Annotated in this window: 31 protein-coding genes; 21 read left to right on the top strand and 10 right to left on the bottom strand. The window is 45.1% G+C overall.

The window, feature by feature from the left end; genetic code table 11:
- The first annotated feature begins 12 nt into the window (after positions 1-12).
- From Q7R76_00625 to Q7R76_00605, 5 genes are all read left to right on the top strand, one after another.
- Positions 13-2553, top strand: a complete 2541-nt coding sequence (locus Q7R76_00625; GenBank protein ID MDO8642082.1) for a hypothetical protein — start codon at positions 13-15, stop codon at positions 2551-2553.
- 79 nt (positions 2554-2632) lie between these two features.
- Positions 2633-3178: a hypothetical protein gene (locus tag Q7R76_00620; GenBank protein MDO8642081.1), complete on the top strand. Its 546-nt coding sequence runs from the start codon at positions 2633-2635 to the stop codon at positions 3176-3178.
- A 16-nt stretch (positions 3179-3194) separates the two neighbouring features.
- Positions 3195-3422 (top strand): hypothetical protein, encoded by a 228-nt coding sequence (locus Q7R76_00615; GenBank protein ID MDO8642080.1) that lies wholly within the window; start codon positions 3195-3197, stop codon positions 3420-3422.
- An 18-nt stretch (positions 3423-3440) separates the two neighbouring features.
- Positions 3441-3965 (top strand): hypothetical protein, encoded by a 525-nt coding sequence (locus tag Q7R76_00610; GenBank protein ID MDO8642079.1) that lies wholly within the window; start codon positions 3441-3443, stop codon positions 3963-3965.
- A 44-nt stretch (positions 3966-4009) separates the two neighbouring features.
- Positions 4010-4222 (top strand): hypothetical protein, encoded by a 213-nt coding sequence (locus Q7R76_00605; protein ID MDO8642078.1) that lies wholly within the window; start codon positions 4010-4012, stop codon positions 4220-4222.
- A gap of 58 nt (positions 4223-4280) precedes the next feature.
- Here the strand turns inward: Q7R76_00605 and Q7R76_00600 are convergent, their stop codons facing one another.
- A complete protein-coding gene (locus Q7R76_00600) occupies positions 4281-5045 on the bottom strand; it encodes an NAD-binding protein (protein MDO8642077.1) in 765 nt (254 codons plus the stop codon).
- Between the two features lie 170 nt (positions 5046-5215).
- On the opposite strand from Q7R76_00600, the gene Q7R76_00595 reads away from it, so the two are divergent.
- Both Q7R76_00595 and Q7R76_00590 read left to right on the top strand, forming a co-directional pair.
- Positions 5216-5512, top strand: a complete 297-nt coding sequence (locus Q7R76_00595; protein MDO8642076.1) for a hypothetical protein — start codon at positions 5216-5218, stop codon at positions 5510-5512.
- A gap of 79 nt (positions 5513-5591) precedes the next feature.
- The gene (locus Q7R76_00590) at positions 5592-6014 is read left to right on the top strand and encodes a DUF2203 domain-containing protein (protein ID MDO8642075.1); all 423 of its coding nucleotides are present in this window, start codon (positions 5592-5594) and stop codon (positions 6012-6014) included.
- Positions 6015-6042: 28 nt separating this feature from the next.
- Here the strand turns inward: Q7R76_00590 and Q7R76_00585 are convergent, their stop codons facing one another.
- From Q7R76_00585 to Q7R76_00570, 4 genes are all read right to left on the bottom strand, one after another.
- Positions 6043-6555, bottom strand: a complete 513-nt coding sequence (locus Q7R76_00585) for a hypothetical protein (protein ID MDO8642074.1) — start codon at positions 6553-6555, stop codon at positions 6043-6045.
- 129 nt (positions 6556-6684) lie between these two features.
- A complete protein-coding gene (locus tag Q7R76_00580) occupies positions 6685-7035 on the bottom strand; it encodes a hypothetical protein (GenBank protein MDO8642073.1) in 351 nt (116 codons plus the stop codon).
- 256 nt (positions 7036-7291) lie between these two features.
- Positions 7292-9040 (bottom strand): hypothetical protein, encoded by a 1749-nt coding sequence (locus Q7R76_00575; GenBank protein ID MDO8642072.1) that lies wholly within the window; start codon positions 9038-9040, stop codon positions 7292-7294.
- Positions 9041-9133, bottom strand: coding sequence for an FAD-binding protein (locus Q7R76_00570; GenBank protein ID MDO8642071.1), 93 nt, complete (start codon positions 9131-9133; stop codon positions 9041-9043). It lies immediately after the preceding gene.
- Between the two features lie 165 nt (positions 9134-9298).
- Here Q7R76_00570 and Q7R76_00565 point away from each other — a divergent pair, with 165 nt between their 5' ends.
- The 8 genes from Q7R76_00565 (at position 9299) to Q7R76_00530 (ending at position 13683) form a co-directional block, all read left to right on the top strand.
- Positions 9299-9538 carry a hypothetical protein gene (locus tag Q7R76_00565; GenBank protein MDO8642070.1) on the top strand — a complete coding sequence of 80 codons (240 nt, stop codon included), beginning with the start codon at positions 9299-9301 and terminating at the stop codon, positions 9536-9538.
- Positions 9538-9903 carry a hypothetical protein gene (locus Q7R76_00560; GenBank protein ID MDO8642069.1) on the top strand — a complete coding sequence of 122 codons (366 nt, stop codon included), beginning with the start codon at positions 9538-9540 and terminating at the stop codon, positions 9901-9903. Before Q7R76_00565 ends, Q7R76_00560 begins: the two co-directional genes overlap by 1 nt.
- 68 nt (positions 9904-9971) lie before the next feature.
- Positions 9972-10169: a hypothetical protein gene (locus Q7R76_00555; protein MDO8642068.1), complete on the top strand. Its 198-nt coding sequence runs from the start codon at positions 9972-9974 to the stop codon at positions 10167-10169.
- Positions 10170-10315: 146 nt separating this feature from the next.
- Entirely contained in the window at positions 10316-10501 is a 186-nt protein-coding gene (locus tag Q7R76_00550) for a hypothetical protein (protein MDO8642067.1), read from the top strand.
- 70 nt (positions 10502-10571) lie between these two features.
- Complete coding sequence (locus tag Q7R76_00545; GenBank protein ID MDO8642066.1) at positions 10572-10787, top strand: hypothetical protein; 216 nt, start codon at positions 10572-10574, stop codon at positions 10785-10787.
- Between the two features lie 50 nt (positions 10788-10837).
- On the top strand, positions 10838-11077 hold the full coding sequence (locus Q7R76_00540; protein MDO8642065.1) for a hypothetical protein: 240 nt from the start codon (positions 10838-10840) through the stop codon (positions 11075-11077).
- A 56-nt stretch (positions 11078-11133) separates the two neighbouring features.
- Entirely contained in the window at positions 11134-12909 is a 1776-nt protein-coding gene (gene argS / locus Q7R76_00535; protein MDO8642064.1) for an arginine--tRNA ligase, read from the top strand.
- A 54-nt stretch (positions 12910-12963) separates the two neighbouring features.
- Positions 12964-13683 (top strand): hypothetical protein, encoded by a 720-nt coding sequence (locus Q7R76_00530; GenBank protein MDO8642063.1) that lies wholly within the window; start codon positions 12964-12966, stop codon positions 13681-13683.
- Positions 13684-13713: 30 nt separating this feature from the next.
- Here Q7R76_00530 and Q7R76_00525 read toward each other — a convergent pair whose 3' ends face one another.
- Both Q7R76_00525 and Q7R76_00520 read right to left on the bottom strand, forming a co-directional pair.
- Entirely contained in the window at positions 13714-14688 is a 975-nt protein-coding gene (locus tag Q7R76_00525; protein ID MDO8642062.1) for a CNNM domain-containing protein, read from the bottom strand.
- A gap of 58 nt (positions 14689-14746) precedes the next feature.
- Positions 14747-15694: a DUF475 domain-containing protein gene (locus Q7R76_00520; GenBank protein ID MDO8642061.1), complete on the bottom strand. Its 948-nt coding sequence runs from the start codon at positions 15692-15694 to the stop codon at positions 14747-14749.
- Positions 15695-15748: 54 nt separating this feature from the next.
- On the opposite strand from Q7R76_00520, the gene Q7R76_00515 reads away from it, so the two are divergent.
- The 3 genes from Q7R76_00515 to Q7R76_00505 are packed head-to-tail and all read left to right on the top strand — an operon-like array spanning position 15749 to position 17936.
- Entirely contained in the window at positions 15749-15994 is a 246-nt protein-coding gene (locus Q7R76_00515) for a hypothetical protein (GenBank protein MDO8642060.1), read from the top strand.
- Positions 15995-16030: 36 nt separating this feature from the next.
- Positions 16031-16597, top strand: a complete 567-nt coding sequence (locus Q7R76_00510; protein MDO8642059.1) for a 50S ribosomal protein L16 — start codon at positions 16031-16033, stop codon at positions 16595-16597.
- 46 nt (positions 16598-16643) lie between these two features.
- Positions 16644-17936, top strand: coding sequence for a YvcK family protein (locus Q7R76_00505; GenBank protein ID MDO8642058.1), 1293 nt, complete (start codon positions 16644-16646; stop codon positions 17934-17936).
- Between the two features lie 12 nt (positions 17937-17948).
- Here the strand turns inward: Q7R76_00505 and Q7R76_00500 are convergent, their stop codons facing one another.
- The gene (locus Q7R76_00500; GenBank protein MDO8642057.1) at positions 17949-18548 is read right to left on the bottom strand and encodes a hypothetical protein; all 600 of its coding nucleotides are present in this window, start codon (positions 18546-18548) and stop codon (positions 17949-17951) included.
- A gap of 85 nt (positions 18549-18633) precedes the next feature.
- Between Q7R76_00500 and Q7R76_00495 the strand changes: the two genes are divergently transcribed.
- Genes Q7R76_00495 through Q7R76_00485 form a run of 3 tightly spaced genes read left to right on the top strand, consistent with a single transcriptional unit; the run spans position 18634 to position 21345 of the window.
- A complete protein-coding gene (locus tag Q7R76_00495; protein MDO8642056.1) occupies positions 18634-19725 on the top strand; it encodes a mechanosensitive ion channel family protein in 1092 nt (363 codons plus the stop codon).
- A 16-nt stretch (positions 19726-19741) separates the two neighbouring features.
- Complete coding sequence (locus tag Q7R76_00490) at positions 19742-20431, top strand: hypothetical protein (protein ID MDO8642055.1); 690 nt, start codon at positions 19742-19744, stop codon at positions 20429-20431.
- A 50-nt stretch (positions 20432-20481) separates the two neighbouring features.
- Entirely contained in the window at positions 20482-21345 is an 864-nt protein-coding gene (locus Q7R76_00485; GenBank protein ID MDO8642054.1) for an MTAP family purine nucleoside phosphorylase, read from the top strand.
- Here the strand turns inward: Q7R76_00485 and Q7R76_00480 are convergent, their stop codons facing one another.
- The gene (locus tag Q7R76_00480) at positions 21346-21579 is read right to left on the bottom strand and encodes a hypothetical protein (GenBank protein ID MDO8642053.1); all 234 of its coding nucleotides are present in this window, start codon (positions 21577-21579) and stop codon (positions 21346-21348) included.
- 65 nt (positions 21580-21644) lie between these two features.
- Positions 21645-21965: a hypothetical protein gene (locus Q7R76_00475; GenBank protein ID MDO8642052.1), complete on the bottom strand. Its 321-nt coding sequence runs from the start codon at positions 21963-21965 to the stop codon at positions 21645-21647.

Below are 21965 nucleotides of genomic sequence, written 5' to 3'. Positions count from 1 at the left end.
GTTTTAGGTAGCTTGCTTTGCGTACTTTTAGTTACGTCAGTCGCTCTTGTTGTTGAGCTTGTGCCCCGTTCCTCGACACCCATTGCGCCGCGATCATCCAACACTCTGTCGGAACTCGCTGATTATGGCGTTGGCGTTACCTCATCACCATCTGTTTCAGCTCCTCCTTCTCTGCGTCTAGCCAAAAAAACAGAACCTCTTTCTCTCTCTTCCTACCCCTCCGCTTTTTTCAAGCCTGACTCGCACCTTCTCGATGGTTTTATCATCGTCTCTCCCAACGCATCAGACACTCTTCGCGCTGCTGCGCTTGACCTCAACCAAAAACTTGTTCCGACTGAAACTGCGGAGAGCGATGAGCTTGAAATCGGCGTTGACTATGTCGGCGGCGCTGATGGCGAATGGCCGGGCGTTTCATGCCACGAGCTGACGCTCTTATGCATTGGTTCGCAATTAAACCTCTACGACCGTTACCAGTACACGGAAACATTGTTCATGCCGCGCGGCCGTGTCGAGTATCGCCTTGATCCAGAAGATAACGACCGCGTTCCCCGGCCGTATCTTTTTGTGAAACAGGAAAATGAAACCTACCGCTACAAAATTACATTTTTGCCAGCGCTTGAGTCAGTCAACCGCATCACTGCAACCGGCGGCCGCCTACAGTCAACAACCACGCCCGACACCGAGGTCAGTTTGTGGGGCAAAGAATACATCCTCATTGACGCACACCACCTTGCGCAATACTCGCTTGCCCTCACGCTGGTCGGCGGCATCAAGGATGTGCTTGCTGAAGGACAGGAACGAACGTATGACATTGACGGCGAATACGTGACCATCAAGCCGGTGTTCATCAACGCTAACAACACGATATTTGAGATCAACGGCCAGCGCATGAAACCAATGGTTGACGACGAATCCAGCATTATTCCTGCGGCGCACAACCGCAGCATTGCTGTCCATGAAATTCTTGAAAATGAAGGCAACGAGGAAGATGGCCTTGATCGGGTTGAATTTTATTTTGGCGACAACATTGAGCTGGTTGATACTAACACGACATCACCCAGCCGCATCAATGAACTCGGTGAATTTGTCGGATCCACCGTATTATGGAACAATGAGCAGCTGCCCAACGTTGATGTGAGCATTGTCACCACACGTGACGACGGCATCTATGATTTTGCCAAAGTACAGGTCAAATCAATTGAGCTGAAATACCTTGCGTCTGACGATATCTACGGCTCGGGAAAAATGAGCACACAATCAGAAAAAATCGAGCTCGGGAAAAAAGGGAACTTCCTGAATCTGTTTGAGCTTGACTATCTCGGCATTCTCCCCTTGAAATCGGTTCGCGACCAGCAAAAAACCTTCGAGTACCTGTTCCATCCGCGCGGTAAAGATGCTTATCGCTTGAAATGGCAGAACATGGATGGTGTGTGGTATGATTTTGATGCAGTGAGCTGTGTTGACGATGCATGCACGAATCTGTCCTACGGCAAAAAAAGCGGAAGCTCCTTTTATGATCTCGTGGTCAATGAAAGCGAATCTATCGGCGAGAATGAATATTTCTTCCTGAAATCAGAAACACAATCATACTTTTTGACATATGATACGCTTGACGCGCTCAATAATATCCTCACGCTGCGGGAAGTCAACCCTGACCATCAAGAAAACGAGCGCGACCCAACGTACGAAGTTTCGTACGACGCAACCACCGGCCTCGGCTTTTTTGACCTTGGCAAATCAACATTCACCTTCAATGTGACCAACGAAACAACCGGCGCCGTTGTTGCCGACCTGAACGGTGATGGCGATTTTTTGGATACTGGCATTACCCTGCGCGCCTCATCCGGCGGTGACTTCAACTTCAGCGCTTCTCTTGAGCCACGCATTGCGTACCAGACCAACGAACTGTATGAAGACACGCGTCGAGACGAGCTTGACTTCCGCCCATTCTTTGATCCGGTGTTCAAACATCTCGACGTGAATGTATCCGACGTCAGCGGCACGTGGCTCTCGGGATTTAATTCAAGCAGGACTGATGTCATCATCAACCACACACTTGAAATTAACAAGACTGATACCTCCGTAGGCATGACTGAATTTGGAATGAGCGCCGCGCTCACGGATGCGGACAGCCAGAATCAATCAACACTTACTATCACGGCACCCTACTATCAACTGTTCGGCTTCCTGAATGTCTATCCAACAACATTCAAGAAACTCGTGAAGCGAAGCGATGTGATTTCCCCTCTGGATAAACAGAAACCCGGCAACCGCATTGTTATCGGCAGCCCCTGCGAAAATCCAGCCACTGCTGACATTGTCGGATTTGGCACCACAGAAACTGAATGCTTCCTCGGTGCGCAGCAAGGCGAAGCAGTGATTCGTGCCTATCAACTCGATACCGGCTTTTCCGCGCTCGTTGTTGTCGGCACGGATGATGCCGCGACGATAAACGCTCTTGAGGTGTTGAAAGAGCCGGAAAAATATCTTACCAACACGATCAGTGACCGCGTTGTCGTTGCGCGGAAAAATGGGAAGATCGTGGTGAAATAAACCAACAATAAAACAGAATAAACCAACAACTTTATAAACTAAAAGAAGTTAAAATAGAAAAGAAAAAGAGGTGGGTTACATGTATAACCTCAATAAACCATTACTTCGACATTCAAAAAAAGGCGCACTTGAACTTTCTATCAACGCGATTGTTGTTTTAATTCTTGCAATAACCATGCTTAGCCTTGGGCTGGCATTCATGAAAGGACTCTTCAAAAAAACAACCGGCCAGCTTGAGCAGGTCGGTGAAGACATCAAGAACCAGATGATTGAGCAACTCCGGACATCCTCTGCAAAGCTCACGCTGAACCAGGAAGATATCACTCTCAAACGCGGAGAAACGCGAGAAATTTATTTTGGCATTAAAAATGTGGAAACAACTGGAGAATCAGGGAACAGTTACACTATCTCAGCAGAATGTGGCACTCCACTGAAAGGTGAGTCGCTGCCAGCAGATGCGCTAACGACGTTTCCTTCGTCACGCGATTTAAAACAGGGAGAAATTGATGTTCAGAAGATGATTATCTCAATTCCATCAACCGCTGACCGGACAACGCACTCTTGTAACCTTCAGCTTAATGGTGGTGCCTACGCCAAGAAATCCTTTTTTGTATCAGTCGAATAGATGAAACGGTGAACCAATGAAACGACGCCTCACTTCAGAGCAGGAATTTAAAATCATGAAGCTCGTGCTGGACAAATTTTTGTGGCTTGGCTTCTTGATCATGGCTGCCGGCATGTACGAGCTCTACACCAAGGGCTTTGCCGCGCTGCAGGATGCCCTGCTGCTGTTTGTAAGCGGCGCCGTTATTCTCGTCATCTTCATGATCATTATCGTGAAAGAGTTCGAGATTGTACGCCACGCATAAACGTGACGCTCGGTGAACATGACTATGAACAAGCGCGCTATGGAATTATCAGTAAATATGTTCGTTATGCTCACCATCGCCATTGTTGTATTCGCGTTCGGCATCAAATTTGTCAAAGATATGTTCTCAACAAGTTCCCAGCTGGCTGAAACCAGCTTCAAAGACGCTGACCGCGCGATTCAAGACCTTGCCTGCGCCTCTGCCGAGCGCGTGTGCCTGCCGGCCTCAACAAGAACCTTGGATGGCAGCAAGCCTGCATTCTTTGGTGTGGTGGTTGAGAACGTGCTTCCCAATGAAGAAGAGTTTACTATCCAATTAAACGGTGCGCAGGGCTCTTGCCCAACTGGACTTCAAACCTTGCCACCATGCGGCGAATCACGAAAAGAAAAAATAAAATCAAAAGAAAAAACAAAAGTCGGCATTGCAGTTGTTAATAACGGCGCGGATAATGGAAAAACATATACCTACACCGTAACTGTTAACAAAGCAGATGGCACCATGTACGCTTCTGCACCGCTTCTGTTCTATGTCCACGTGCCGTGAACATAAAACTTTATAAATTCTGAATCACCAGCTATTGATTAACTATGGCAGACAAAAAACAAATAATGCTTGCGCGGGTGCATCATGCTTCGCACAAGGGAATAACCAGCACGCGCGGATTTCTCGCTCCGGTTAAAGGAAAATTCAAGAGCAATCTTCAATTTGAAGCAAACATGAACCTTTCCACCAATGATGTTGTTGAATTTTATATGGAGAAAGGCGAGCCGATTGTGGTGCGAAAAGTAAAAAGCCACTAATTAAAAAGCCAAACTTCTTTTCTTCTTCAGTACATTCTGACGTCTTATGTGTCTTATTTTACGGCGGATTCACACCGGCTGTGCTTCCGCCGGCAGCAATCTTTGCAATGTACATGCCGCCGATTTCACGGGGGAGAACGACTTCATCGGCGCCGGCACGCTTGAGCTGGTTGACATATTTATCATACGTTGCTTCGGCAATCACTTTCACGTTGGGATTCATCTCCTTGACCAACATCGTGACGAGTACGTTATCCCCATCATCATTGAGGCAGGCAATGACTGTTTTTGCCTTCATGATACCTGCTTGTTTCAGATATTCTTTCTCAAAACAGTCGCCTTCAATGGCCGGAACGCCGGCTGCATTCAATTCGGCAACACGTTCATTGTCGCTGTCGATTACCACTGCGGGCATGCCTCGCTTGATGAGTGCCTTGCCGACGCTGAAGCCGAGACTCCCGCCGCCGCAGATGATATAATGATTGGAAAGCTCATTTATTTTTTTCACGAGTTTCGCCTCCTGGACACTTTTTTTCATTGCATCAGTATACACTGCCCTGACAAAAATTAACGTGAGATAGACCGTAATGACCGCACCTGCAATTGAAATCAGCACGAGCAGGCCGCTGTCTTGTGCATCACTGGGGATACCAAGATGAAGTACAATGTTGATAGCATTGCTGAACGCCTCTCCTGGATTCTGCTGGCCGTTCTGTTGCTTGGTGAGCAGGATTGTTGCAGCGGCAAGCAGGGCAACCAGCATGATAATTGAGAAGACGACCTTCTTTGTTGTTGCAGGCGCCTGTACGAGTGAAGTATCCACCCTATCCCTCTTTTTTCTTTTGTTGCCTATTCCTATTTTTGTTTTCTTCTTTTTATGTTCTCTTGTTTTATAAATATTGCGCCAATCGTCTTTGAACGCAGTTGTTCATTATCCTATTTCCACAATCTTTTTATAGTTACCTTCTGAAAACGCTTAGTGGGGTTATTCACTTGGAACAAAAAACGTACCATATCAAAAGTCTCATGGTCGGCAGGAAGCCACGCATTGGCACGAATAAGTATAAAACTGCAATTGTGAACCTGTTTACGAAAAACAACCCACACAAGACCGGCGAAGTGCCGAAAGAGATGCTGGAATACCCCAACATTGAAAAAGTGCGGATTAATGACCTCATCAACATCTCATACTACCTCGAAGGCAACGACATTGTCATCAACGACCTTGATGAGGTCCATATTGTGTTAGACAAGGCCATTCTTACGATTACCGGAAAACAGAGCATTTAACTTAATTCTAATTACTAATCATTAAAACTGCTGATTTTCACCAAAAAGTATATATAGACGACAACCAATAGAACTATCCATGGAAATAGAGGGTGAAAACAAAAAGTTCCTCACCGTAGAGGAAGCAAACCGCGTGCTTGCCACGCTTGAGGTGCAAATGCTCAAGTTGCAGGAGCTCAACAAAGCAATTGCCCTGCTCCGTTCAGTGTCGTTTGAATATGACGATGACCACCAAAACCTGGTCAGCGCCGTCAAGCTCAACCACCAGTTCCACACGATTTCTGCAGAATTTTACACCATCCTCCACCGGCTTTTGGATGCCGGCTGTGTGGTCAAAGATATTGACACCGGGCTTGTTGATTTCTACTCCACGATTGACAATCGAATCATCTGCCTCTGCTGGCAACTCGGCGAGAAGCACATTCAGTTCTGGCACGAGACCGACGCCGGCGCACAGGGAAGAAAGCCAATTGCAATGCTTCGGCAGCAGAGTGTGGAATAAATCTCTTTAATCTCCAAGATGCAAGAACCTATTCACTATTTCTAATCCATCCTCTTTTTTCCTGCTGTTCTCGTATAACAATTGCCTGCGCATAAAAAAGCACATCAGCAGCAAGTTTGCCTGCCATGACGCCCCATCCCTGACCGCCGATTCGTGCGCCAACACCTATGCAGAATGGCCGTAACAGTGCAGTATCGAAATATTCAGCAACGCCGAATTCGACGATCTCATTTCGCGCGACTTTGAGAGCATCAGTGATGGTGTATGCTCTTCCTTCTTTTTTCACTGCCTTATAATCTTGTCGAAGATCATATAAAAATACCGTACTGTAAAATCCAATGCTCTCTCCAATGGCGCCAGCATACGCCGCCGCTGCTTCACCTGCAATGCCCTCTTTTGTTGCCTTGAACGCATAAAATGAGGCGACGACCGCGGTTATGGTTCCAACTATTTCAGCGGGGCCATAGCGCTTAATCCACTTCATGGCTTTTTTTCTGGGCGGTTCTTTGATTTCCAGTAATTTTTCTAAATCAGCAGTCATACAAGATGAGAATAAGGAGGGGTATTTAAACTAGACTTATAATCAAACTAAAAGAAAAATAAATTAAAAAATTACTTCATCACTGCACAACTAATATCATCAACCTGTTTCTGATAACGATCCAGCATTTCAAACATCGCCGTCTTTACCGCGCCATAGCTCGGAAATATCTTTTGAAAACTGGTCGTAGTATTGAATTTCGATACGATTATGATTCTGGGCAGCACCCTTCAAAATGGATTTTAAACCAGCATTAATAACACAATACTTATCCTCCTGCGTACTCTGAACATCTGACTTAAAATAAACAGTCGTCGTCTTAAAAAACAAACCGTTATCCTCAACTGCCGTCACGTACCCAACATGACTGCCATTATCTGTTGTAATATAAGAAATACCAGTCAATGAAGTTATAATAATAAATATAATCATTGCAATAAAGACAAGAGTAACATATCTTATTAAATCAGTATCTTCCATCTTTTTCACCTGCCACTATCATCGTATTCTTGTTCTCCTTTTTCTGATTTAACGTCTAAACTTTTTGATTTATGCACGTTAGTCTCATAGATATTGGTGAATATTAAGCCAATAATAATCATTACAAATGATGAATATATGAAATCAATGGAAAAGTATTTTTCTACCAATATACCTATAAACCAAAGGATAATAATAGCTATAAACACCGTGAACACCGAATTTTTTTGTTGTTTTTTCATTAGTTTCAACCTTTTTATTGTATTATTGCATAGTCTAATGTGATGTTGTCGTGTGTTGCATTATTAGTATTTCCGCCATTGTTTGTTCCGGTGAGGCGAACTTCGAGATAGTTCGTGTTTGGCGGTATTACTTGTTGGATTGTTCGTTGGTTGCACACGTTTTCAAACCCTTCCATTCCCTCATGGTAGTTTTCGCTGATGAAGTTCATATTTGCATCATAAAAGGCAATTCCGAATCCTACTACATCACTTGCGCTTGATACAATGTCTGTTGCTGTTATTTGCAAATGGTTAGCATTAATATCTGCCACTCTATCTTGTAAGTTTACTACTTGTGAAACAATGTATGCTTCATTGTTTCCTTCTCGTTCCCTAAGAGCGTTTTGTCCCTGACAAGAATTATACCCTTCTGCAAGAGAAACAACACCCGGACTTCCCTGTCGAACATCCCAACAAGGCACGCTTCCATCTGGTGTTATTGCTCGTTCAAAATCTGCATTATATAATTGACCGGGAATATTAATAGTGAAACAGTAAGTACCATTCCCATCACCAAGACACTGAACTGTTCCAGCACCTCTGCATAAGTCTTCACACGCTTGCCCAACATCAAAACCATCATCAACAATACGATTACAGTCATCATCTTTCGCATTACAAACTTCAACACTTGGCAAAACCTGCGGTGAGACAATAACATACTGTGCAAGACCATCAACATCAACACATTGTTCAACTTGCGCCTTACAAACACCAACACCTAACGTACCATCAGGCCCATTATAAGATTCTCTTATATTTCCTAATAAACATTGGTCAAAATTATCACAAGCAGACCAAACAGACCAAGCACCATCAACACAATAACGCTCCTCAACACCCCTTAAATTAACACCACAAGAACGAGATTCAGGCACAAGATTATCAACCAACCCATCAAGGTCATCATCTACACCATTACAAACCTCCGGTGACGGAACAATACCAACATCTATTCCATGAATACCCGAATCACTATTTTGCGCATCATAACCAACATCTGGCATTCCAGTATCTACTGGAACTCCAGCATCTCGTTCTGGAAAACCGGCGTCTCTTTCAGGAACTCCAGAATCAACACACCTTAAAGGTTCGGGATTTGTCTGCACACACATCGTACTACGACCATCTTCTAAACAAACATAATTACCACCAAACACGCAACCAGCAACTTCTAAACTACAAGGCATTCCGACGTTATAATCCTCATCAGTATCAGTATCACAATCATCATTCAAACCATTGCATAAATCTTGACGAGGGAGAACTTCAGGCGTAGAAATTATGTACTTAAAAGATTCGCCCTGTCTATCACAACTTAAAAAACCCGCCCTGCATTCTCCCACATCAAGAGTAAAAATAGCCGCATTATAAAACTTAATCTGTGAACCTGCAACACAAGAATCATTATCAACACAACCACTCAAATTACTCCAAGTATTATCATCCAAACAATACCTAAACTGCAAACCATTACCATTCAAACCGCAAGCAGAATAAATCCTCATTCCTTCACGACAAATATTAGACAAATTAACCTCTGGAGTATTATTTGAAGAATCCTTAACACTGACATCACCCTTAACAATAGCATCATAACCTGCATCACGACCAGAAACAACACTCCTCCCAACGTCTGATAGAGTTGCAGGTTTGGAAACCGAATCCAAACAACCACCAAAATACAACGACACAGACAATAATAATGACGTTAAAGTTTTCATTCATTCACCTGATTTTCCTAATTCATACGCTGCGCTGACGCCGGCAAGCCCGCCGCCGACTATAACAACTTCAGTATCATTTTGAGTAACCATTTGTTTTTCACCTGGTACTTGTTTTGTATGCCTTTTTCGAAGGGTATAGATAAAGATTACTGTGGGGGAGTATATAAACCTTTCTATTGTTATCACTTTGTAGTGGTCTTTAAATACTCCATTCGAACCACAACATTTATATAATTATACGTATAATTAACTTGTATGGAAACCGTCACTAAACTTAAAGCGTGGGGAAATTCAGTGGGCATTCTTTTACCAAAAGAAAAACTGTGCCAAGAGCATCTTGCGGTTAATGATGAGGTGGAAGTTATTGTTCGAAAAAAAGCAGGCTCGCTCCGTGCAATCTTCGGCGAGCTGAAAAAATTTACCCCAACTTCCGGCAAATCAACAGATGTTTTACTTAAAGAGATAGATGAAGAATTTGAAAGCAGGTTTGACTAATGTATTTTCTTGATACCTACACCCTTATTGAAATTGCCGACGGAAATAAAAACTACGACCCGTATCTTGAAGCAGACGCCATCACGCTGTATTGTAATCTTGGGGAACTCTACTTTTTTTTGTTAAAAAAATATAATCAGCAGACTGCGGATTATTTTCAGAAACGTTTTGCGCCGTATGCGGTTGATATTTCTGCAGATATAATCCCTGCAGCAATGCTCTTTCGCTTTAACCAAAAAAAGCAAAAGAAAAGTTTTTCATACATTGATTGTTTTGGCTATCATTTTGCACTGCACCACAGCCACATTTTTGTTACCGGTGACCGCGCTTTTGAATCAATGGAGCAGGTTGAAGTGGTTCGTTAATATTTAACTACTCAACAGTAAAAATAAATAGAAAGGCTTATAAACAAGTATCTTACTCCTTTCATACCATGCTATTCGACTGGCTCACCGATCCGGACTCTTCATTGCAACAGATACGCACGGCGTTCGTACGAGTAAAACACGACCTCTCCAATGTCTTTGGCTGGACGCGCTACTTGTACCACCAGCAGCATGCTCAAGAGCGGAAAATCGAGCAACTTGAACAGCGCATGCACGAGCTTGAGCGGGATAATTTTAAGGTTTAGATACAACACAAGAACGTACCATCAAAAATTTCTTTTGACAATTTTATACAATTTTTATTACACCCAACGTACCCGACCTATTATCACAATCTTTATATAATCAATCCTTCCATTCTCAAAACTTAATTTTAGAAAGGGTGATAGACATGGAGGAGATGCAAGAAGATTTCTTGGAAGAAGAGGAAGAAACAGACAGTGAAGAGTCCAGTGTCGATGATGATGAGATTTCTCCGGAAGAGGACGCCTTCATCCACGGCCATGATGAGGCGAATGACCTCAAAGAGAATGATAAGTCAGAAGATGATGATGAGAAAAAATCAGAGGATGAATAATTTTTTTATCTTTCTTTTTTTTGCCCCGACGAGCATAAACTTTTTAAAACAAGCCCAACTTACCGTGCCTATGGCGAAAAAATGCCTTATTTGCAATGCTGAAGCGCAGTTCTGCATCAAGGGAACCTCGGACTACTACTGCAAGGAATGTGCGTTTGACCAGTTCGGCGACCTTGCCTACCTGGTGAAAGTGGAAGATGAAGCGCAGCGGCTCAAACAGGTTGTTGAAGAAGTTGAAACACACAAAGATGAAGAGCTTGACATCAGCATCAACGAAACAAAATAAAAAGACAACGAAAAACTAACATCCATAAAAAAGTAAAAAAGAGGCCATCCATGGTAAGCATCAGCGACCTTAACCTTCAGGATATTGTCATGCCTTTGAGCAACCAATTTGTTTTTATTCTCCGCAAAATCCAGCTGCTCGTCGGCGGCATTTTCGGCCTGTACTTCATTGCGTTTATGATTCGATGGTTTCAGGATCGCAAAAACGCGCGCCGGCTTGAAACAATCCAGCACCAGCTTACTGAAATCAAACACCTGATTAATGCCCGTCATGGAAAACGCCGAAAATAATCTGCTAATCATCTACTGACCCTCAACAATCTTCCTAAATCCACTTCCTTTTCGCCATGGACCCCAAGAAAACAATACTCAAGATACTGCACGCTTTCATCGCGCCAGATGAATCTCTGATTGAAATCCCGCCCGACGACGCGCTGGGCGATTATGCCTACCCCTGCTTCATGCTGGCAAAAGAACTGAAAAAATCACCGGTAAAAATTGCAGAAGAGTTCGCAAAAAAACTTACGCCTGAAGCGCCCTTCAAGAAAATCGAGGCCGCCGGCCCCTACATCAACTTTTTCTTCGACCCCGCTGCATTGGCGTGTTTGACGCTTGCCAAAATTCACGACGAAAAGGAGGAGTATGGCAAAGAACCTTCACTGAAGGAAAAAACAATCATGGTTGAATACCCCTCGCCAAATACCAACAAGCCCTTGCACCTTGGCCATGTGCGCAACATTGTGCTTGGCTCCAGCGTTGCGCGTATTCTCAAATTCCAGGGCCACACTGTGATTCAGGCGAACCTTAACAACGATCGTGGCATTCACATCTGCAAATCAATGCTCGCCTACCAGAAATGGGGCGGCAATGCGCAGCCAAACATCAAAAGTGACCATTTCGTCGGAAAATTCTATGTTGACTACTGCCAGCGTGAAAAAGAGCACCCTGAACTTGAGCAAGAAGCGCAGGAGATGCTGCGCAAGTGGGAAGCAGGCGACAAGCATACCCGCGAATTGTGGAAGCTCATGAGCGCGTGGGCGTACAGCGGCTTTGAAGACACCTATGAAAAACTGGGCGTGAACTTTGACAAGTATTACTACGAAAGTGATTTTTATGACAAGGGAAAAGAAATTGTTTTAGAAAATGTTTTTGATGGCGTGGAAAAAGGTATTTTCAAAAAAGACGAGACCGGCGCAATTTACGCTGACTTGCAGAAACAGGGGCTCGGCAAAAAAATCCTGCTCCGGCCGGATGGCACTTCTATCTACATCACGCAGGATTTGTACCTCGCAAAATTAAAGTTTGACGACCAAAAGCTGGATCAGTCCATCTACGTTGTTGCACACGAACAGGATCATCACTTTAAGGTATTGTTTTCTCTCCTTGGCTTGTTGAAGTATCCAGCAGAAAAATGCCACCATCTAAGCTACGGCATGGTCAACCTGCCGTCCGGCAGGATGAAATCCCGTGAAGGTACGGTGGTTGACGCCGATGACATCATCGCGAATATGCACGACCTTGCGGCGGTTGAAATCCGGAAGCGATTCAGCGACTTGAGCGATGATGAAATCAATGACCGCGCCAAGAAAATTGGCATCGCCGCGCTGAAGTTTTTCCTTGCCAAAATTGATCCGGCCAAGGACATGCTGTTCGACCCCAATGAATCAATTTCTTTTGAGGGAGAGACTGGGCCGTATGTCCAGTATGCCCATGCGCGCATTTACTCAATCATCAAAAAATTTATGGAACAAAACGAGCCATTGTTTGATGCGCTGCGGAAAAACACACCGCACCATGACCGCGATTCTCTGCTTGACTCCTTTTTCGAAGCCAACCACGTCAAGAGCAGCATGCTGACTCAAGGGCAGGAGAAAAAAATTGTGAAACTGCTTTACCAGTTTCCTGACATTATTTTCGAAAGCGCTGAAAAACTCAAGCCGAATCTGGTGGCAAACTATCTAATCGCGTTGGCGCAGGCGTTCAATGAATTTTACCATGCCTGCCCGATTCTCATGGCGGAAAAAGATCAGCGTAACGCGCGGCTCTTTTTGGCGCATTGTGTGCGGCACGTGTTGAAAACAGGGCTTGCACTCTTGGGCATTGAGGCGCCAGAAGAGATGTGATACCTTTTTAAGCATTGAGGAAACTATTTTAATGCCTTCCTTTCTTGATCAAGTATGGCAAATAGTGAACATATAAACGGTGCATTTCTGTATGGTATGTTAACATCACCACGTATTACCCAAAAAATGGTGCAGGCACTTCGTTTCACTGGTCGTACTGGTCGCGAAGCGGGATTTGAAGTGCACCGCTCTCTTGGAAAAAGAACGATTGAGTATCCTCTTTTCAAAGGAGATAATCGACGCGTTTTAACTGCGCCCGATGTTCTTTACCAACAAGGCGTCTATGGACTATTTCTTGTTCACACCCATCCTGTTGGTGATGTCGTGACACCAAGTCCGGGTGATTTAGCATACCTCCAATTTTCATATGATACTCACAAACTTGGTGCCGATGTTTCTGCTAATTCAGTGGGAGGTGTTATCCACGGTTTTGACGACGATGATTCTCTGTTTAGCTTGGTCATCTACCAGTATAAAGATCCTGAACTACACATTCCCGAGTTCGAGCAGCTTTGCCAGCTCGAAAAACGTATCGCCAAACTCCAAGATTCCAATAAAAATCGAGCGCTTCTTGGTCGATTAGAGTCACAAGCAAATGCCTCTTCGGAATCAGTTCTTAAAACCTATTTTCGTGTTGGCTTACTTGTCTATCGATTACATGGTACTTCTGCTGTTCTGGCGGATGCTACAAACAATCTCTTTTCAGACGATAAATCAATGACTGCACAAACACTCCTTGAAACTTTTTCCTTTAAAGCCCGAATGGTAGAATAACTGTCTCACTCACAGTTGCTTGCTCGTTATTTAATCATACTCATCGATTATCTCACCGACAATTTCTTCAAGGACATCTTCAAGGCTGAGAATGCCGGTGATTTTCCCTCGATGATTTCTGACAATAAATAAGTGCGTGTGCTTTTTCTTAAACAGTTCCAATACCCGGTCAAGCCGGTCATCAGGACTGATGTACTGGACAGTTTTACGCATCATTGTTTCAACGGTAACCTTCACCTTGTCACCAGGGCTGATATGGAAAAGATCTTTTGCGTAGAGTAGGCCGACAATAGTCCGCCGCACCGGGTCAAAGACCGGCACACGAGAATATCCGCGTTCACGAAACATGCCGATGACTTTCTTATCAAGCACTGCGTTTCGGTTGATAACTGAAGCAGTATTGAAGGGAGTCATAATGTCTTTTACTCGTTTCTCTGACAATACTAAGCCGCGTTCAAGCAGGTCAAACTCGTGGTGCGCGATGTCAGACTTTCCAAGCTTCTCAGCCCGGGTGCGTTGCTGCCGGAGCAGGAGGTGAAACTCCTTGCGTGAATAGATGGTTGGTAGATTCCCGCCAACGAGCTTGTCCAATAATAGCGCAATTGGTTTTGTGATAGGGTAAAATAATACCATCAAAAGCTCAACGAGGCCAGCAGCCTTTGCCCCATAGACAAGGCCATGTTTAGCAAAGAATGCTTGGGGAAGAATCTCTCCAAACACCACAATAAGGCTGGTTGCAATGACGCCTGCAATAAATCCTGAAGTTAGTGAACCAAGTACCAAGGCAATGGTGGTGTTAACTGCCACATTGCCAAGAATAAGCGTGCAGAGCAGTTGGTTGCTCTTCTTGCGCAACGGGTAGATGCGAACCGCTGCAGGGTTATTAAGCGCAACTTTGCGCCGGAGCATGTCGAGGCTCAGGCTCATCAGCCCCAGAAGCAGTCCTGAAAAAAGCCCTGACACTACAACGAGCACTATAACAATGACAATTTTGATTATTTCCATCGGAACGCTATTGAAAAGAGGAGGATGCTTTTAAATTTATTTGCAGAAGGCGTACTAATCAACTGGCAGCTTGCGTCATTTTCAATTGTTTCTTCGCCTGATACAAGAAGTATCCAAGTACCCCGAGTGTTGTCAACGGTGGCACAATGCTGGGTATGTGCACGCCAAAGCTTTCTGCAATCATAATCGCACCGAGTATAAGAATTGAATACATAGCACCATTCTTGAGGAGCTTGTATTTCTTGACGCGCTCAATGTTTCCAATGGTCACTTGTCGCACAACCAGAGCGCCGAGACCATTACCAAACAGAATTAACGGAATGGAAAGCGTAAATGCAAACGCTCCAAGTACACCGTCGATGGAAAACGTAGAGTCAATCACTTCAAGGTACATAATCTTGCTCCAGTCACTCATATGTCCTTTGCCGTGTATCATCTGATGCTCCATCTTTTCGGCATTCTGCTTGAAGCCGTGCGTGATGAAAAAGGCCGTTGAGCCAATCACGGCACTGAATGCCATCAGGGGATTTTTTTGCAGCGCAAACCAGGTGATGACCGCAAGGAGTATCGAAACAACCGCAAAAAACCAGACTCCATGGCGCTCAAAAAATCGCTCCGTACGCTCGGTATGCAGGCCATACATTTTCGGCTCCAAAAACAGCCAGTGGAAAAATAAAAAGACCAAAAAAATGCCGCCGCCGACAAGAAGAACAGGGGCGGATGATTCTATGGCTGCAACAGCTCGCGGATCAGAGCTGAATGTTGCAGTGAACGCGCCCCACAATCCGAGTTGAGGCGCAGTCCACCAGATGATAATAAGAGGGAGAATACCACGGACAATAAAAACAGCAAACAACATGCCCCACAACAAGAACCATTTCCGCGCACGGGCGCTCATCGTGTGGAGAACTTCTGCATTGATGACTGCATTGTCAAGGCTGCTGACGGTCTCAAAAAGGCAGAGGCCGACAACGGTCATGATCATGGAAAGGATGTCAAGGGACATAGGAATGCAAAAAGATGGCGAGTATTTAAATATTTGTTTGTTTATCTCCCTTCTATGAACAACCTAATCATTCTTTTAATTCTCACGTTCATCGTAGGCGGATGTGCTTCATCGGCTGAGAACATTCAGCAATCCTGCTGTGCACAATGTCTCGATACCTTCTCCCAAAGCCCTGTCGGCGTGGGGCAGTCCGCAGCGCGGTGCGGAGAATTTACCAGTTCATTAAATCTTAGCAACGATTGCGCTGCTTATTTTAAAACAAACTCGATGACCGTGGCGCAGTGCCAAGAACCGCGATAGAAACATTTATAAATCCCTGCCTAATTTTGTGCGTCTATGGTAAGCATTAGAAAAGCAATCTCCTATCGACGGCTCGAACGTCCCTATACTCGGCGTTCAAAGTTCAGAGCTAAATCCTACATCAGAGCCAACCCCGCCAGCAAAATCGTGCGGTATGACATGGGCAGCGCGAATAAAAGCGACCAGTTTCCAGTACAACTGTTTCTGAAATCAAAGAGCAACCTTCAAATTCGCCATAATGCTATCGAATCAGCACGGCAAGTCTCAAACCGCGTGCTGGAAGAGAAAATCGGCAAAGGAAACTATCACCTGAAAATCCGCATTTATCCTCACCACATCCTTCGTGAAAACCCGCTTGCATCCGGCGCTGGCGCAGACCGTATGAGCACTGGCATGGCAGCGTCTTTCGGCAAGCCAATCGGCATTGCAGCGCGTGTGTTCAAGGATCAGATCATTTTTCAGATTAACACCTCAAAAGAGCACGTTACCACTGCAAAAATCGCACTCAACAAAGCTCGACAGAAACTCCCGTGCCAATGCCTGATTGAGATGGTTGAGAAAAGCAAAACTGCAGGAAAACCAGTAGCGATGGCGAGTGCTTAATATTCATCAATTAAGTTTTTAAACCCCCTCCTTATTTCTCCTTTCCATGCTTCGAAAACTCTTCATGCCCGGGCTCCATCTGAAACGGTGGGTATTTCTTATTGTACTCGGCTTTCTTTCGCTGATGCTTTTTTTCATCATCGCCTATGGAAAGGAAATCCTTTTACTCCTGGCTCGGCTTGACCAACAGGTAAACTCGTTTTTTCACCTTTCTGTTGGCCAGTATTCCCCGCGCATTGTGCTGCTTTTGTTTCTTTTTTTCATCGGCCTTATCAGTATTGTGCTTGGACTTAAGCACCTCATCCGCAGGTTTGTACACTACGTGGCGCCGGAAAAACGAGGCAGAATTGCGCATCTTATTTTCAAATCATCCGAGTTGAACAAAGGAAAAAATATTGTGGTCATTGGCGGCGGCACGGGATTGAACAGCTTGTTGAGCGGCCTGAAAAAATACACGAACAACATAACTGCCATCATCACGGTTGCTGACGAGGGGAAGAGCAGCAGAGTCATGCGCACGGAATATGGTGTGCTGCCGCCGGGTGATATCAGAAACTGTATTGTTGCGCTGTCTGACGCCGAGCCGCTCATGGCAAAACTTCTCCAGTACCGCTTCAATGAAGGAACATTCAAAGGCCACCCAATTGGCAATATGCTCTTGACAGCCATGGCAAAAGTCACCGGCAGTTTTGAAAAGGGCGTTGAGGAAACTGCAAAAATTTTTGCAATACGCGGCCGCGTGCTTCCGGTTTCCTTGGGCACGACTCATCTCTGCGCTGAACTAGAAAACGGGAAACTAATTTGCGAAGAGCCGGAAGTTGAGGAACACAAGAAAAAATATAAGTCAGAAATCAAGCGCCTGTTTTTGGACCCGCAGGTTTCTGCGTATGGAAAAGCAGTTGAGGCAATCAAAAGTGCAGATCTTGTGGTGCTTGGGCCGGGAAGTTTATACACTAGCATTCTTCCCAATATTCTTGTTAAAGGCATTCCTGAAGCGCTGCGAAAAACACGAGCAAAACTTGCATACGTCGTCAATGTCATGACACAGCCCGGCGAAACCGACCAGTACACTGCGTATGACCATGTTGCGAAAATCGAACAGTACCTCGGCATTGGTGTGCTTGATGTTATTCTCATTAACAAGGAAAAAGCGCCTGAACAACTGTATGAAAAATACAAAAAAGCAGGCGCACGGCGAGTAAAATCTGATGAACAAGAACTTGACCGGCTCCGCGACTTTGGCGCTGAAATTGTGACGGCAAATCTGATGACCAAGAAAGATTTGCTGCGGCACGACTCCGATAAGTTGGCGCAGGCAGTTGTGAAATTAGATACTTAAGGCGTACGGTGCTTACAGCGTTGCCGGAAGAGAACAATTATACGCCGCTACTTCTGCGCGAACAGCCGGCAGTTGGACTCTGAGCTGTTCTTTCGCCACCGCATACAATCTGTTTGTTACTAATTCAGGAACGCCCGATTCAAGAACGCTTTCTTTTGCTAATAAACTCCGTATCGTTGCATCAATACCATCGAGCGCTTTTGCTTTTTCTCTGCCGCATTCAGGCGCAAGGTCTAAATCTTCGAGACCGAGACCAACTGACTGGTTTAATTTTATCATTCTTTGATTTTCTATATCAGTATCACGTTGAAGGGCTAATGTCGTTACATATAATCTCGCTCCTTCAACAGCAAAATCAACTTCCGCTACATGCTCTTTTGCTATTGAATCCTGCATAAGATATGCGTTTACTCGCTTAAAACATGCTTCCGTCGTCGCTCGTTCAGGCGTCCCTTCTGTTGATGCGTTATACTGGCGTGCACATTCGTTTTCCTGCTTTTCAATTGATGGCTTTTTTTCTGCAGGCGTGTTTTGTGCATACACCGTTGAACACGTCAGCGGTGCGGCAAGTACATATAGTGCTGCTCCCAATGATGCAATAAATCGTCTCATGGTGATTGAAAATTCATATCACTATTTAAACCTTTTTATATTAATCAGCACAAAGTTTAAATACCTTCTTGAACAGAAAGAATGTATGATTGGCCTTTTCCAGATTCCATATGTTGCATCCTTAACAAACCTCTACGATCAGGCACAAACCGCCATCGGCAACAAGTATCTCTTTGCGCTCGCCATCCTCATTGCCTTTTACGTTCTTTCCAAACTTTTTTTGTGGATTACTGAAAAAATCGTGCTGCGCGTCACGGCAAAAACAAGCACATCCATTGATGACCAGCTGGTCCACACAGCAAAGCGGCCGATTTCGTTGATTCTGTTAATGTTTGGAATCAAGCTGGCAGTTCTTCCTCTTGGTATGGTGGGAAAAGCAGGAGAACTTATTTCAATACTGATTACCACGAGCATCATTATTTTTGCAACCATTGCCGTTATTCGCATCATAATTATTATCATTGACAATTGGGGCCATCACTGGGCGCAACGAACAAAATCGTCGGTTGACGACGCGGTGCTTCCCCTGTTTCGCAAAATGGTCAAAATCGTCCTTTGGATTTTTTGCGCCTTGTTCATTCTTTCGTACTGGGGCTTTGACATACGCGGCCTGCTCGCTGGCGTCGGCATTGCAGGTCTTGCCATCGGCTTCGCCGTAAAAGACAGCCTCGCCAACATTTTCGGTGGCATTTCGCTGATTCTTGACAAGGCAATCAGAACCGGCGACATCATCAAGCTGGACTCGGGCGAAGAAGGCACCGTGCTTGACGTCGGCCTGCGCTCGACAAAAATAAAGACGCTCGACAATGAAGTCATCATCCTGCCCAATGGTGTGCTGGCAAACTCAAAGGTACACAACTACAAATTACCAGATCTCTCCGCCCGCGTTGTGGTTCCCTTTAATGTTGCCTACGGCACTGACCCTGACAAGGTCAAAAAAGCAATTGGCGACGCATTAAAAGGACTGAAAGAGATTATGAAAGACCCCCCGTCAACTGTCAAATTCATTGACATGGGCGAATTTGCATTGCAATTCAAAGCCTTGTTTTGGGTGCCTGATGTGACACAGCGGAAAGACAAGCGCGAAGAGGCAGTTAATCTCGTCTACAAAACACTGAACAAGTACAAAATTGAAATTCCGTTCCCGACGCGCGTCGTGTATCTGAAAAAGAAGTGAAAAAAGTGAATAGTGTATGAAACAAAAAAGAGAAAAAAGAAGGGATGCCTATTCGTTGTACGTTATCGTCGGATTAATCGCAGCTGTTGTTGTCGGTTATCACTCATCGTCATTTTTTGCAACCGGAAACCTCATTGTTGCAGAAGAATTCAAGACGCCACAAAAGTGCCTCTTTGTTTCTGACTGTCAAAAACTTTCTGAAGAAAAAGGAATCCTCCTCACGTGCCGGCTTGCTTTTTCTTCAGCGCGCGAAAAAAGTTGTTTGCCTCCGTTAACAGAAGGAATACGTTGTACAGTGAATGAGGACTGTGATGCAGGCCTCGCCTGTATTAAGACAAATCCTGATGCGCTGCATTGGATATGCAAACGCGCGCCGCGCAAGCCCGGCGAGACGTGCCAGAAACGCGAGGACTGTGGCGAGAATACTACCTGTGTTCTTCTTGAAGGTGCAGATAGTATGACGTGTGAAAAAATTCCACGCCAGCTGAATGAGCATTGTGCCGTTGATTATGACTGTACCGCCGGATTAAAGTGTATTTTTTCTGTCAAACAACGAGATCTTATTGGCCAATGCCTGCCACCACGTGCGCACAGCGAACCTTGTCGCTCTGAAACAGACTGCGAAGAAGGATTATATTGCAGAGATACGCGCGCTGGCGGAAGCGTATGCATGACGGGCGATGAGTTCAAGAAGATGTGGAGATAAGTAGTTTACCATATAAAACTTTTTAAACATCTTCTTTTGATGGATGCCGTATGACACTTGACGGAAAACTTGCCATCATCGGCGGCTCGGGCATTAATGACAGCCCTGAATTTCAGGACGCAGAATGGCAGATATTTGAGACACTTCATTCTAATGGGTTTGGCAATGGTCGTGTCGAATATCAAGAATTTGATGGTGTCATTTTTATCCCGCGTCACGGTCGCCACGAAACAGTGCGCCATTCACCAAGTACAACGCAGTACGGCGCAAATCTGATTGCGGCACGAATGTTGGGTGCAACGACGGTTGTTGCATTTAGCTGTGTGGGAAGTCTTACTCCTTTCATGCCTGTAAAAGAGATTGTTATACCTGTTGATTATATTGATGAAAGTAGAAGAGACGATAACCTATTTGGCGTCGGGCTTGTTGTTCATGCAAACCCAAATCCCCCCTTCTCTGAAGGGCTTAAAAAAATTCTGTTTACTCAAGCTGCTCAGTGTTTTCCCAGCGTGAGTACGGGCGTTTATGTAACTATTCCCGGCGACCGATTTGGCACTGCTGCTGAAGGAACTAAACGTGCGCAGTACGCTCATATTGTCGGCATGACGCTCTGTCCGGAGGCATCAATGGCAATGCAGCTTGGCCTGCATTACGCGTGCGCCGCGTTTGTCGTTGACATGAACACTGATGCAAACCATGAAGGCGAAACAGTGCGCATCATGCACGAAATGGGGCCAGTGGTACAGCGTTATGTGCACGAGCTGGTCCCTCCTGCAAAAGAATTTGCGCGCGACCCACCGAAACTGGTGCAGCTCGTTGGCAACATTATTCCGGGAAAAATGGAGAGGGTTCCTGGATATTGTCCTGCGTTACGACAAATTGCTGAAGAACTTGTTCAGAAATATTGCGCTTAATTACAGCGCGCTTTCCAGCGGCACTTTCTTTTTATCCTGCGATTTTTGGGACGCGTCGCGTGCCATTTTTTCGAGGTCAACGCCGAGCTCTTTCAGCGCCTTGACATGCATCTGCATAAGCTGTTCAACAATAGAAATGACTTTCTGGAATTCCTCACGCTCTTTTGCAAGTGTTGATAATGCTCCTTTGTGAAATCCGACTTGTTCGTCTTTGCTGACATTTTCATTTGCCATATGATTTCCTCCGATTCGTTTGTCGTATGGTCGTTGTCGACATTCGTCTTTAATTAGTTTTTGGTTTAGATGCCGGAAACATTCCAGTACAGGATGCGCGCGTCGCGGTATTTCGCAGCGGGTGACGTGAGCTTCGCTGATGCAGTCTCATTAAGCAATGCTGTAGTTTGCCCATCTTCAGCGCGCTGATACGGCATTTGTGCTTTTGGCTTGTAAAAATCATGCAGGTGCGCTGTTGGGTTGAGCGCATGGTGTGCTTCATCAAAGCGCTTGCTCATTTCCGGGCGCATACTGTATTCTCGCGAGGCGCCGTAGGGTACTATCGCTGAATCTAATAAAGGCGCGTAGCGCGCTCCACTATATCCACCGCAGCATCCTTGTCCCAT

This window comes from Candidatus Woesearchaeota archaeon, assembly GCA_030651375.1.
Taxonomy (GTDB): Archaea; Nanobdellota; Nanobdellia; order Woesearchaeales; family UBA12501; genus JAUSFM01.
Note: the sequence above shows the minus strand (reverse complement) of the source record. Positions and strands in the feature narration are given on the sequence as shown.

Coding starts and splice junctions, on each gene's coding strand:
- Q7R76_00620 (MDO8642081.1), top strand. CDS start 2,633: ATGTATAACCTCAATAAACCATTACTTCGACATTCAAAAAAAGGCGCA.
- Q7R76_00615 (MDO8642080.1), top strand. CDS start 3,195: ATGAAACGACGCCTCACTTCAGAGCAGGAATTTAAAATCATGAAGCTC.
- Q7R76_00610 (MDO8642079.1), top strand. CDS start 3,441: ATGACTATGAACAAGCGCGCTATGGAATTATCAGTAAATATGTTCGTT.
- Q7R76_00605 (MDO8642078.1), top strand. CDS start 4,010: ATGGCAGACAAAAAACAAATAATGCTTGCGCGGGTGCATCATGCTTCG.
- Q7R76_00590 (MDO8642075.1), top strand. CDS start 5,592: ATGGAAATAGAGGGTGAAAACAAAAAGTTCCTCACCGTAGAGGAAGCA.
- Q7R76_00585 (MDO8642074.1), bottom strand. CDS start 6,555: ATGACTGCTGATTTAGAAAAATTACTGGAAATCAAAGAACCGCCCAGA.
- Q7R76_00580 (MDO8642073.1), bottom strand. CDS start 7,035: ATGGAAGATACTGATTTAATAAGATATGTTACTCTTGTCTTTATTGCA.
- Q7R76_00575 (MDO8642072.1), bottom strand. CDS start 9,040: ATGAAAACTTTAACGTCATTATTATTGTCTGTGTCGTTGTATTTTGGT.
- Q7R76_00570 (MDO8642071.1), bottom strand. CDS start 9,133: ATGGTTACTCAAAATGATACTGAAGTTGTTATAGTCGGCGGCGGGCTT.
- Q7R76_00565 (MDO8642070.1), top strand. CDS start 9,299: ATGGAAACCGTCACTAAACTTAAAGCGTGGGGAAATTCAGTGGGCATT.
- Q7R76_00560 (MDO8642069.1), top strand. CDS start 9,538: ATGTATTTTCTTGATACCTACACCCTTATTGAAATTGCCGACGGAAAT.
- Q7R76_00555 (MDO8642068.1), top strand. CDS start 9,972: ATGCTATTCGACTGGCTCACCGATCCGGACTCTTCATTGCAACAGATA.
- Q7R76_00550 (MDO8642067.1), top strand. CDS start 10,316: ATGGAGGAGATGCAAGAAGATTTCTTGGAAGAAGAGGAAGAAACAGAC.
- Q7R76_00545 (MDO8642066.1), top strand. CDS start 10,572: ATGGCGAAAAAATGCCTTATTTGCAATGCTGAAGCGCAGTTCTGCATC.
- Q7R76_00540 (MDO8642065.1), top strand. CDS start 10,838: ATGGTAAGCATCAGCGACCTTAACCTTCAGGATATTGTCATGCCTTTG.
- argS (MDO8642064.1), top strand. CDS start 11,134: ATGGACCCCAAGAAAACAATACTCAAGATACTGCACGCTTTCATCGCG.
- Q7R76_00530 (MDO8642063.1), top strand. CDS start 12,964: ATGGCAAATAGTGAACATATAAACGGTGCATTTCTGTATGGTATGTTA.
- Q7R76_00525 (MDO8642062.1), bottom strand. CDS start 14,688: ATGGAAATAATCAAAATTGTCATTGTTATAGTGCTCGTTGTAGTGTCA.
- Q7R76_00520 (MDO8642061.1), bottom strand. CDS start 15,694: ATGTCCCTTGACATCCTTTCCATGATCATGACCGTTGTCGGCCTCTGC.
- Q7R76_00515 (MDO8642060.1), top strand. CDS start 15,749: ATGAACAACCTAATCATTCTTTTAATTCTCACGTTCATCGTAGGCGGA.
- Q7R76_00510 (MDO8642059.1), top strand. CDS start 16,031: ATGGTAAGCATTAGAAAAGCAATCTCCTATCGACGGCTCGAACGTCCC.
- Q7R76_00505 (MDO8642058.1), top strand. CDS start 16,644: ATGCTTCGAAAACTCTTCATGCCCGGGCTCCATCTGAAACGGTGGGTA.
- Q7R76_00500 (MDO8642057.1), bottom strand. CDS start 18,548: ATGAGACGATTTATTGCATCATTGGGAGCAGCACTATATGTACTTGCC.
- Q7R76_00495 (MDO8642056.1), top strand. CDS start 18,634: ATGATTGGCCTTTTCCAGATTCCATATGTTGCATCCTTAACAAACCTC.
- Q7R76_00490 (MDO8642055.1), top strand. CDS start 19,742: ATGAAACAAAAAAGAGAAAAAAGAAGGGATGCCTATTCGTTGTACGTT.
- Q7R76_00485 (MDO8642054.1), top strand. CDS start 20,482: ATGACACTTGACGGAAAACTTGCCATCATCGGCGGCTCGGGCATTAAT.
- Q7R76_00480 (MDO8642053.1), bottom strand. CDS start 21,579: ATGGCAAATGAAAATGTCAGCAAAGACGAACAAGTCGGATTTCACAAA.
- Q7R76_00475 (MDO8642052.1), bottom strand. CDS start 21,965: ATGGGACAAGGATGCTGCGGTGGATATAGTGGAGCGCGCTACGCGCCT.